The sequence below is a fragment of the Streptomyces sp. NPDC005070 genome, assembly GCF_053600395.1.
Genome location: NZ_JBSFZS010000206.1, coordinates 1 through 7963, shown reverse-complemented (window position 1 = coordinate 7963; position 7963 = coordinate 1). Strand labels below are relative to the sequence as shown.

Genomic DNA, 7963 nt, shown 5'->3' with positions numbered 1-7963 from the left:
ACGGGCCCCACGTGGTCGGCCTGGCGGCCGCGCCGACTTCCCGGAGACCGGGAGTCCGCCTCCTGCCCTTGGGCCTGTTCAGCCCTTGAAGACGTCCTTCGTCTTCTCCTTGGCCTGACGTGCGTCGCCCTTGGCCTTCTCGGCCCGGCCTTCGGCGGTCATCCGCTCGTTGCCCACGGCGCGCCCGGCCGCTTCCTTCGTCTTGCCCTTGGCCTGTTCCATCTTGGCCTTGGCCTTCTGCTCGCCACTCACGATGTCTCACTTCCCATCACGGTCGGCTTCGAGTGTCGAGAGTCGGGTGACCCGTCCCACGGGTGCCAAACGTGGAGATCGAGAATCATCTCCCGCCGTTCGGTGACCCTCCGTGATCGCACGCGGTTCCGGCATGCCGGAACCGGTGTGCTGGGTGAGCCTGGAGACATGGGCCGATGACACTCGGATCCGTCCGGAGGGTCGCGCCCATCTCGGGCAGCAGAGCGAGGACGACGTCATGGGTGATGAGGTCTACCAGCCGGGAGGTCCCGACATCCGCGAGGACGAAGGCATCCTCGATCCGGAGGACACCCTCGAATACCGGGGCTCGGACCCCTTCGACGACGGGTGGTCGCCGCCCGAGCGCCCGCTCGCCGTGGACCACCTGGGCACCACGGCGCGTGAACAGCACCAGGGGGAGAGTCTGGACGAGAAGCTGGCCGAGGAGCGCACGGATCCGGCCCTGCGGGACTCCGACGAGGACGACGAGGACGAACTCACCGGCGACGGAGGCGAGCCCCTGGACAACGAGGTGGGCCCGGATCCCGAGGAAAGGATCCTGGCCCTCGACGTGGGCGCCCACAACGACGCCGAGCACGACATGATCGCCGAGGACGTGGGTGCCGACGGAGACGCGGACCCCGCCGAGCAGGCCGACGTTCACCTGATCCCCGACGACGACATGCCCGAGCGCCTGGTGGACGAGGGCGTACGCCGGCCCCCGGCGGACGAGATCCGCCGGCTGCGCTCCACGACGGACTCCGCCTCCTGACGCTCACCCGTGACGGCTGTCCGAGGCCCGAACCGTGACGGCTTCCCGAGGCCCGCCCGTGACGACGCGAACCGTACGGAGAAGTGACGTCCGGTCAGTCCTCCCCCCTGACGATGTTCCAGTCCGGGGCGGTCCGGTCCGGGCGGGCCGATGTGCCGGCTGTCGCCGGAAGACAGGTCCGCGGGCCGGTCCGGCGCCGGCGACGCGCCTGCGCCCATCCCGTCTCCGGTCGCGAGGTGCTCCTGGTCCCGATGTCGGCGGTCATGGCTCCTTCTCGTCCTTTCGCTGGTCGGTCCCGGCTCAGCCTGGCTCCGGACCCGTCGGGTCCGGTGTTCGTGCGACTCCGGGCTGTCGCCACGAGTCCCCCGGCGGGGCGCGAGGAAACCGGCTGCGCATCGCCGCGGGGTGGGTGCGGCGGAGGGGCCGGTTTGCGGTGCCGTCCGCCAGGTCACACGGTGAGAAAGGCAGAGTGACCCGACGCGTCGCGGCACGGCGCGCACCCGGAGGACGGCGACGATGTTCCAGGGCAACGCGAAGGCCAAGCAGGTCAAGGGCAAGGTCAAGGAGTCCGTGGGCAAGGTGCTCGGCGACACGTCGATCCAGCGTGCGGGCCGTCGGGAGCAACTGAGGGGCAAGGCCCAGGAGATGACGGAGAAGGCCTCGGCGCATGTGCGCCGGTGGACCAAGCACTGACCATGGCCTTCCAGCATCCCGCCGACCGCGGGGGCGAGGAACGGGGCAGGTTCGAGCGGCTCGCCGAGTCCGGTTCGAGGTTCACCAGCTCGCCTGTCTTCTTCGCCCTCTGCGTCGCCCTGGTCTCTGCGACGGTCGCCGTTCACGTCGCCGGCCTCGCCGGGGAGTGGCTTCTTCTCGCCGGTGACGCGATGACCGCGGTGACGCTGCTGCTCCTGGCACTGCTGAAGAACTCCGAGCTTCGGTCCGAGCGGGCGATCCAGCGCAAGCTGGACGCCATCGCCTCGGCCCTGCTGGAAGCGCAGGAGGGTGCGCCCGGCAAGGCACATGAGGACCTGCGGCGGGTGATCCGCATGGAGGACGAGACCTGACGACCGACCCCGGCCGGTTGGCTGGGTAGTTGCCCTACCGGGTCACGGGTCGGTGCCCTACCGCGCGGCGGGGGCCGGTGTCCTGTCGGCACGTCCCCGCTGCGCAGTGGTCCTGCCGGCACGCTCCCGCCGCGCGCTCGGGTACTCGCCCCTCATTGCTCCTCGTCCTCGTACTCCCCGTCCTCCTCGTCGTACTCCGCCTCCGCTTCGTCGTCCTCCTCCGGGACCTCTTCGTCAGCCTCCGGGAGCTCCTCGCCCTCCTCTTCCTCCTCCTCTTCCTCGGGAATCTCCTCGTCCTGGTAGTCCTCCGCGCCGTCCTCGTCCTCTTCGCCCGCTGCCGCTTCCTCCTCCTCCAGCGCCTCCTCGTGGGTGCGGACCACCTCGCCGCCGCGTATCTCGCCGCGCCAGCCCTCGGCTTCCTCGTCGGTGAGCGTCACGTAGCGCTGGAAGTGCTTGAAGTCCAGCCGCAGACGGCGGCCTTGGGCGCGCCATATGTTTCCGGTCTTCTCGAAGAAGCCGGACGGGTAGTACTCGACGACGAGCACGATGCGGGTGAGGTCCGGCGTGAGCTCGTGGAAGCTGACACAGCCGCGTGTACTGCCCTTGGTGCCTTCCGAGGTCCATTCGATCCGCTCGTCCGGAACCTGTTCCTGGACGGTCGCCTTCCAACCCCGGGTGGACGGGCCGACCTTCACCTTCCAGTCGCTGCCGCCCTCGCCGTCCTGGGAGGCGCTGCGCACACCCTTGGTGAAGCTGCTGAACTTCTCGAACTGGGTCCAGTGGTCGTAGGCCTTCCGGACCGGGACACCGACGTCCAGCACCTCGATGATGTTCATGACCTTGGTGCTGCCGGACTTGGCCTTGCCGCCTCCCCCGCCACCGAAGGCGTCCTTCACCTTGCCGACGACGCTGTCCTTGGCGCTCTTGGCCTTCTCCGACACGATCGCCTTCAGCGGCGATTCCCCTTGCAGGATGCGAGAACCGGCTCCAAGGAGGGGGCCGCCGTTCTCGGCGGAGTCGAAGAGGCTGTCGGTGACATCCGCGACCTTGTCACCGGCCTTGTCCACCAGGTGTTCCAGTTGGGCGCCCAGGAAGTCGGTGAGCTCGTCGCGCAGCGCGTCCAGGCCCGAGCCTCCGGCATTGTCCTTCTCACGCTGTTTGGTGGCCATGGCCTTACCTCCGTCGTCCGGAAGCGCTCTTGGCCGTCTTGGACGAAGATCTCTTCGCGGCGGTCTTCTTGGCGGGCGCCTTCTTCGCCGCGGTCTTCTTGGCCGGAGCGGTCTTCTTCGCAGTGCCGGCGCTCTTCTTCGCGGGCGACCGCTTGGCCGCGGTCTTCTTGGCCGGAGCGGCCTTCTTCGCGGGCGCCTTCTTCGCCGCGGTCTTCTTTGCCGGGGGCGAGGTCTTCTTCGCGGCCTTCTTCTCCGGCCGTTCCGCCGCCGGCTTTCGCGCCGATGTCTTCTTGGCCGCGGTCCTCTTCGCCGCGGGCCTCCTGCCCGAACCACTCGCGGCCGAAGGCGCGCTCTCCCTGGCGGCCTTCTGGGCGGTCCCCCTGCGGGGTGCGGGTTCGGTGGCGCGCCTGCTCTCCGCCTCCCGTACGCTCCGGCGCTGCCTTCGCGGCCGCTCCGGCTGCTCGTCCTCCTCTTCCTCTTCTTCCTCCGGCTCCTCCTCTTCGGCCTCGCCCTCGGGTTCGCCGTCGCCCTCGTCCTCCTCTTCCTCCTCTTCCTCCTCGTCGTACTCGTCGTCGCGCTCGTCGTCCGCCTGGTCGGGCCCCTCGTCCTCGTCGTAGGCGCCCTCCTCGAAGTCGTCCTCGCTCTCTTCGTTCTCGTCGCTCTCGGGCTTCTCGCCGACACGCAGTGTCCGTTCATGGAGACTGCCGGCAAGTTCACCGAGGCGGCGGTCGGCCGCGGCCGCCAGAGCCTGACGTCCGGCGTCCATCAGTTCGCCCCGCACCTGCTCCTGGAGCTCCGCGACACCCGGTACGTCCGAAAGCCGCTTCAGCCCTTCCGTGGCCAACTGCTTCGGATCGAGAGCGAATCGGCGCCCGGCGATATAGGTGGCCGCGGCGAACGCGAGGCGGCCGTTTTTCGTACGCCCGAGCAGATAGCCCCCGGCGACAGCCGCGGCCAGAGCGATCTTGGTTGTGTCATTCATGAACCTTTTCCCTTCGGACCACGCAGCCCTCATCTCCCCCGGGGCCGCGCGCTCGACGGGGCGGCCTCAGGGCAAGCCATCCACACCTGACGCCCCAAGTACCCCTATATGATGAGATTGCACTCTTTTATCCAAGTACGGCGTCCCTCCCGACGACCGGAGACACCATGGCCGCAGCAGAGCCCGCCAAACGGCGACCGAGCGCCGGCGGTGGTGCCGCGCGCCGGCGGCCGACAGGTGACGGTGCGGCCCCCTCACGCTCCGGAGGCGCGGCCGGTGCGATCCGTTCGGCGGTGGAACAACTCGGCACGCTGCTCGGCCGAGCCCCCGAGTCCGTTTCCGCGATCAGACCCACGGACGATGGTTGGGAGGCGGATGTGGAGGTACTCGAGCTGGAGCGCGTCCCCGAGACCACCAGCGTGATGGCCACCTACCGAGTGACCCTGGACAAGAAGGGCGACCTGGTGGCCTACGAGAGGAAGCGCCGCTATACGCGTGGACAGATCGACCGGCGCTGACATGGCATGCCGGTGAAGGGAGGCACCATGACCATGGTGCCGCAGAGTAGTGGCAATGTCGCCCGGAGCGGCGGATCCGGCACTCTCTACGACGTTCTGGAACTCATTCTCGACCGCGGGCTCGTCATCGACGTCTTCATCCGTGTGTCCCTCGTGGGCATCGAGATCCTGAAGATCGATATACGCATCGTCGTGGCCAGCGTCGACACCTACTTGCGCTTCGCGGAGGCATGCAACCGTCTCGACCTGGAATCCGGCGACAAGGCACCGTCCAAGCTCACCGACATCGTCGGCGACACCCTGGAATCCGGCGCGAAGGGCAAGTCCAAGGGAGCCCTGAGCGGCGCCGCGGAGGCGGTCACCGAGACCATCCGGGGAGTGACGGGCAAGGACGGGGACGACGAGGAGGACGAGCCGGAGGGAGAAGAGGAGGAGACGGTGGAACGACGACGGCGACCGGCCCGGCGATCCTCCCGGCGGGAGCGAAGCGCGTCTCGCGCGGAGGAGTGAGCCATGGCCGTATACATCTACTCGATCACGTTCAAGGACCATCCGCTGCGTCTCGACGGGCTCGACGGAGTCGGCGCCTCGGCCTCCCCGCTGCGCACCGTGACCGCGGGCCCGCTCTGCGCGGTCGTGAGTGACGCGCCGGAGGAACTGCGTCCCAAGCGAAGAGACATCGGCCGGCACCAGGAGGTGCAGCAGCGTCTGCTGGCGGACGGCACCGTCCTGCCCCTCAGGTTCGGCTACACCGCCCCGGACGACGACGCCGTCAGGCAGGCGCTGGAGGAGCGCGGCGACGAGTACGCCGACCGACTGCGCCTGCTGGAGGGCTGCGTCGAGTACAACCTGAAGGCGTCCCAGGACGAGGAGATGCTGCTGCGGGAGATCCTCACGGATTCGGAGCCGGCCCGGCAGCTCAACGACGGCATCCGCGCCGGCACGGCGGCCCCCGACGCGGCCGTGACGCTCGGCGAGATGGTCGCCAACGAGGTCCGGGCCCGCCAGGAGGCACTGGCCTCGGGCGTCATCGAGGCGCTCCGCCCGTTCGCCCGGGAGATCGACTCCTCACAGCCCACCGGAACGGACTTTCTCAACGTGTCGTTCCTGGTGAGCGACGAGCACGACGAACTCTTCCTGGCCACGGAGCTGAGCCTCGCGCACCAGATGGGCGAGGGATTCGAATTCCGGCTCAATGGTCCGCTCCCTCCGTACAGCTTCAGCTGAGGGAGTCGTCATGGGCCTGTTCACACAACTCGTCACGCTTCCCCTGGCGCCCGTGCGCGGAGTCGCCTGGGTGATGGACAGGGTTCTGGAGGCCGCGGAGGACGAGTACTACGACCCGGCGCCGATACGTCTCCAACTCGCCGATCTTGAAAGGCAGTTGAACGCCGGTGAGATCGACGAGGAGACGTTCGACCTGATCGAGGACCAACTGCTCGACCGGCTGGAGGAGATCAGGATGTTCCAACAGGGCGGACAGCCCTGACCGGCCCGTTCGCGTCCCGACCCGGATCCGAGAGAACTCGAGGACACCGTCGTGAGTCAACCGCTCTCCAACCGCCTGGGCGACTATCCGTCCCGCGCGACACCGCCGTACGCGCAGGGCTCGTCCGCCAACCTGGCCGACATCCTGGAACGCGTCCTCGACAAGGGCATCGTCATCGCGGGCGACATCCGGATCAACCTCCTCGACATCGAACTGCTCACGATCAAGATCCGGTTGCTCGTCGCCTCGGTCGACAAAGCCAGGGAGATGGGCATCGACTGGTGGGAACACGACCCCTCGCTCACGTCGGGGGCCAGGGACGAGCACTCGCTGGCCGAGCAGAACCGCCGGCTGCGTGCCGAGCTGAACGCCCTGCGCCGGGACAGGGGCATCCCCGAGGTGGAGCCGGAACCGCGCGGCACCACCCGCCGAAGGGCTGATCGCGATGCCGACGAGAACGAGTGAACCGGTCACCTACGCGTACGTCGTGGCACGCGGGCACCCGGACCTGGCCCGGACGCTGGCCGGACTCGCGGGAGTCGCCGGCGCCCCGGTCCACCTGATCGCCGAAGGCGGGGAGGACGGCGACGCCACGGAGATCGTTCTCGTGGTGAGCCCGGTGCCGGCCGCGGACTTCCGCGAGGAGGGGCTCAGACGCCATCTGGAGGACCTGGACTGGCTGGAGGCGGTCGCACGGGCGCACCACGCGATCGTGGAGGAGGTCACGGGGCTCACCCCGGCGCTGCCGCTGCGGCTGGCGACCGTCTATGTCGACGACGGCAGTGCGCGCGACATGCTGCGCTCCGCGGTACGGCTGTTCGCCGAGCGCCTGGATCACCTGGCGGACCAGGTCGAATGGGGGGTGAAGATCTACGTCGAGGCGACCGCTCCGGCCGCTCCGCCCGCCCCCGAATCCAGCGCGTCGGCGGACATGACCCCCGGGCGTGCCTACCTCAGCGCCCGAAGACGGCAGCGCGGCGACCGGGAGGCCGTCTACCGGGCGGCCCAGGAGGCGGCCGAGCGTGTAGGGGACGTGGCGCGCGCGTACGCGACCGACCGCGCGGCCCACCGGCCCCAACAGGGCGCGCTGGCGGGCGACGCGGGCGAGAACGTCTTCAACGACGCCTTTCTGGTGCCCCGCGGGCGCGGCGAGGCCTTCCGCGAGGAAGCCGCCCGAGCGGGCCGGGGTCTGACGGGGGTCCGTGTGGAGGTCACGGGCCCATGGGCCCCGTACTCCTTCGCGATGCCGCCCCAGGACGCCACGGACGATGGGGAAGGCACCGGCGGAACCGGCGGCGACGTACGCGGTGTCACGCCATGACCGTGCCCGGCCGTTCCCCTTCGGCCTCCCTGGAACCGCTGCCGGACCGTCAGGTCGCGCTGGTCGACCTGCTGGACCGTCTTCTCGCCGGAGGGGTGGTCCTGGCCGGTGACGTGGTGCTGTCCATCGCCGACATCGATCTCGTACGGATCTCGCTGCGCGCGCTGATCGTGTCCGTCAGCGCGGAGAATCCGTCGCCCTGGGACCGGTCCGCTCCCCCGCGAGGCGGCCATGCCGGCTGAGGACGACGGCACCCCGGGCGCCGCGGACCCCCTGGAAGAGGCGGCGGAGGCCGCGGCACGGGCTTTCCGGCGTCCGCCCGGTGGAGCCGTGCGCGCTGCGCGGACCGGCCTGTTCCACGGTTCCTCCTCCGGGTCGGTGGTACGTCGGTGGTAC

At 69.5% G+C, this 7963-nt stretch carries 13 protein-coding genes; 10 read left to right on the top strand and 3 right to left on the bottom strand.

Annotated elements, in window-relative coordinates; translation table 11 throughout:
• Nucleotides 1-78 precede the first annotated feature (78 nt).
• Complete coding sequence (locus ACWEBX_RS35535) at nucleotides 79-252, bottom strand: CsbD family protein (RefSeq protein WP_376450574.1); 174 nt, start codon at nucleotides 250-252, stop codon at nucleotides 79-81.
• 238 nt (nucleotides 253-490) lie between these two features.
• Here ACWEBX_RS35535 and ACWEBX_RS35530 point away from each other — a divergent pair, with 238 nt between their 5' ends.
• The 3 genes from ACWEBX_RS35530 to ACWEBX_RS35520 all read left to right on the top strand — a co-directional run bounded on the left by ACWEBX_RS35530 (nucleotide 491) and on the right by ACWEBX_RS35520 (nucleotide 2088).
• Nucleotides 491-1024, top strand: a complete 534-nt coding sequence (locus ACWEBX_RS35530) for a DUF5709 domain-containing protein (protein ID WP_451888884.1) — start codon at nucleotides 491-493, stop codon at nucleotides 1022-1024.
• A gap of 516 nt (nucleotides 1025-1540) precedes the next feature.
• Nucleotides 1541-1717 (top strand): CsbD family protein, encoded by a 177-nt coding sequence (locus ACWEBX_RS35525; RefSeq protein ID WP_451888883.1) that lies wholly within the window; start codon nucleotides 1541-1543, stop codon nucleotides 1715-1717.
• Nucleotides 1718-1719: 2 nt separating this feature from the next.
• The gene (locus ACWEBX_RS35520; protein ID WP_451888885.1) at nucleotides 1720-2088 is read left to right on the top strand and encodes a low affinity iron permease family protein; all 369 of its coding nucleotides are present in this window, start codon (nucleotides 1720-1722) and stop codon (nucleotides 2086-2088) included.
• Between the two features lie 152 nt (nucleotides 2089-2240).
• Here the strand turns inward: ACWEBX_RS35520 and ACWEBX_RS35515 are convergent, their stop codons facing one another.
• Nucleotides 2241-3257, bottom strand: a complete 1017-nt coding sequence (locus ACWEBX_RS35515) for an SRPBCC family protein (RefSeq protein ID WP_451888882.1) — start codon at nucleotides 3255-3257, stop codon at nucleotides 2241-2243.
• A 4-nt stretch (nucleotides 3258-3261) separates the two neighbouring features.
• The gene (locus ACWEBX_RS35510) at nucleotides 3262-4239 is read right to left on the bottom strand and encodes a histone protein (RefSeq protein ID WP_451888881.1); all 978 of its coding nucleotides are present in this window, start codon (nucleotides 4237-4239) and stop codon (nucleotides 3262-3264) included.
• A 167-nt stretch (nucleotides 4240-4406) separates the two neighbouring features.
• Between ACWEBX_RS35510 and ACWEBX_RS35505 the strand changes: the two genes are divergently transcribed.
• Genes ACWEBX_RS35505 through ACWEBX_RS35475 form a run of 7 tightly spaced genes read left to right on the top strand, consistent with a single transcriptional unit; the run spans nucleotide 4407 to nucleotide 7809 of the window.
• Complete coding sequence (locus tag ACWEBX_RS35505) at nucleotides 4407-4757, top strand: gas vesicle protein GvpO (protein ID WP_451888880.1); 351 nt, start codon at nucleotides 4407-4409, stop codon at nucleotides 4755-4757.
• Between the two features lie 27 nt (nucleotides 4758-4784).
• Nucleotides 4785-5267 carry a gas vesicle structural protein GvpA gene (locus ACWEBX_RS35500; RefSeq protein ID WP_451888879.1) on the top strand — a complete coding sequence of 161 codons (483 nt, stop codon included), beginning with the start codon at nucleotides 4785-4787 and terminating at the stop codon, nucleotides 5265-5267.
• A gap of 3 nt (nucleotides 5268-5270) precedes the next feature.
• Nucleotides 5271-5984, top strand: coding sequence for a GvpL/GvpF family gas vesicle protein (locus tag ACWEBX_RS35495; RefSeq protein ID WP_451888878.1), 714 nt, complete (start codon nucleotides 5271-5273; stop codon nucleotides 5982-5984).
• A gap of 10 nt (nucleotides 5985-5994) precedes the next feature.
• Complete coding sequence (locus tag ACWEBX_RS35490; protein ID WP_451888877.1) at nucleotides 5995-6246, top strand: gas vesicle protein GvpG; 252 nt, start codon at nucleotides 5995-5997, stop codon at nucleotides 6244-6246.
• Between the two features lie 51 nt (nucleotides 6247-6297).
• A complete protein-coding gene (locus ACWEBX_RS35485) occupies nucleotides 6298-6711 on the top strand; it encodes a gas vesicle protein (protein WP_451888876.1) in 414 nt (137 codons plus the stop codon).
• Nucleotides 6692-7567: a GvpL/GvpF family gas vesicle protein gene (locus tag ACWEBX_RS35480; protein ID WP_451888875.1), complete on the top strand. Its 876-nt coding sequence runs from the start codon at nucleotides 6692-6694 to the stop codon at nucleotides 7565-7567. Before ACWEBX_RS35485 ends, ACWEBX_RS35480 begins: the two co-directional genes overlap by 20 nt.
• Complete coding sequence (locus ACWEBX_RS35475; protein WP_451888874.1) at nucleotides 7564-7809, top strand: gas vesicle protein; 246 nt, start codon at nucleotides 7564-7566, stop codon at nucleotides 7807-7809. Before ACWEBX_RS35480 ends, ACWEBX_RS35475 begins: the two co-directional genes overlap by 4 nt.
• Nucleotides 7810-7963: the final 154 nt, after the last annotated feature.

What these genes read in the sequence shown, in the direction of transcription:
- ACWEBX_RS35510 (WP_451888881.1), bottom strand. Translation starts at nt 4,239, where the DNA reads ATGAATGACACAACCAAGATCGCTCTGGCCGCGGCTGTCGCCGGGGGC.
- ACWEBX_RS35500 (WP_451888879.1), top strand. Translation starts at nt 4,785, where the DNA reads ATGACCATGGTGCCGCAGAGTAGTGGCAATGTCGCCCGGAGCGGCGGA.
- ACWEBX_RS35480 (WP_451888875.1), top strand. Translation starts at nt 6,692, where the DNA reads ATGCCGACGAGAACGAGTGAACCGGTCACCTACGCGTACGTCGTGGCA.
- ACWEBX_RS35520 (WP_451888885.1), top strand. Translation starts at nt 1,720, where the DNA reads ATGGCCTTCCAGCATCCCGCCGACCGCGGGGGCGAGGAACGGGGCAGG.
- ACWEBX_RS35530 (WP_451888884.1), top strand. Translation starts at nt 491, where the DNA reads ATGGGTGATGAGGTCTACCAGCCGGGAGGTCCCGACATCCGCGAGGAC.
- ACWEBX_RS35475 (WP_451888874.1), top strand. Translation starts at nt 7,564, where the DNA reads ATGACCGTGCCCGGCCGTTCCCCTTCGGCCTCCCTGGAACCGCTGCCG.
- ACWEBX_RS35495 (WP_451888878.1), top strand. Translation starts at nt 5,271, where the DNA reads ATGGCCGTATACATCTACTCGATCACGTTCAAGGACCATCCGCTGCGT.
- ACWEBX_RS35490 (WP_451888877.1), top strand. Translation starts at nt 5,995, where the DNA reads ATGGGCCTGTTCACACAACTCGTCACGCTTCCCCTGGCGCCCGTGCGC.
- ACWEBX_RS35505 (WP_451888880.1), top strand. Translation starts at nt 4,407, where the DNA reads ATGGCCGCAGCAGAGCCCGCCAAACGGCGACCGAGCGCCGGCGGTGGT.
- ACWEBX_RS35525 (WP_451888883.1), top strand. Translation starts at nt 1,541, where the DNA reads ATGTTCCAGGGCAACGCGAAGGCCAAGCAGGTCAAGGGCAAGGTCAAG.
- ACWEBX_RS35515 (WP_451888882.1), bottom strand. Translation starts at nt 3,257, where the DNA reads ATGGCCACCAAACAGCGTGAGAAGGACAATGCCGGAGGCTCGGGCCTG.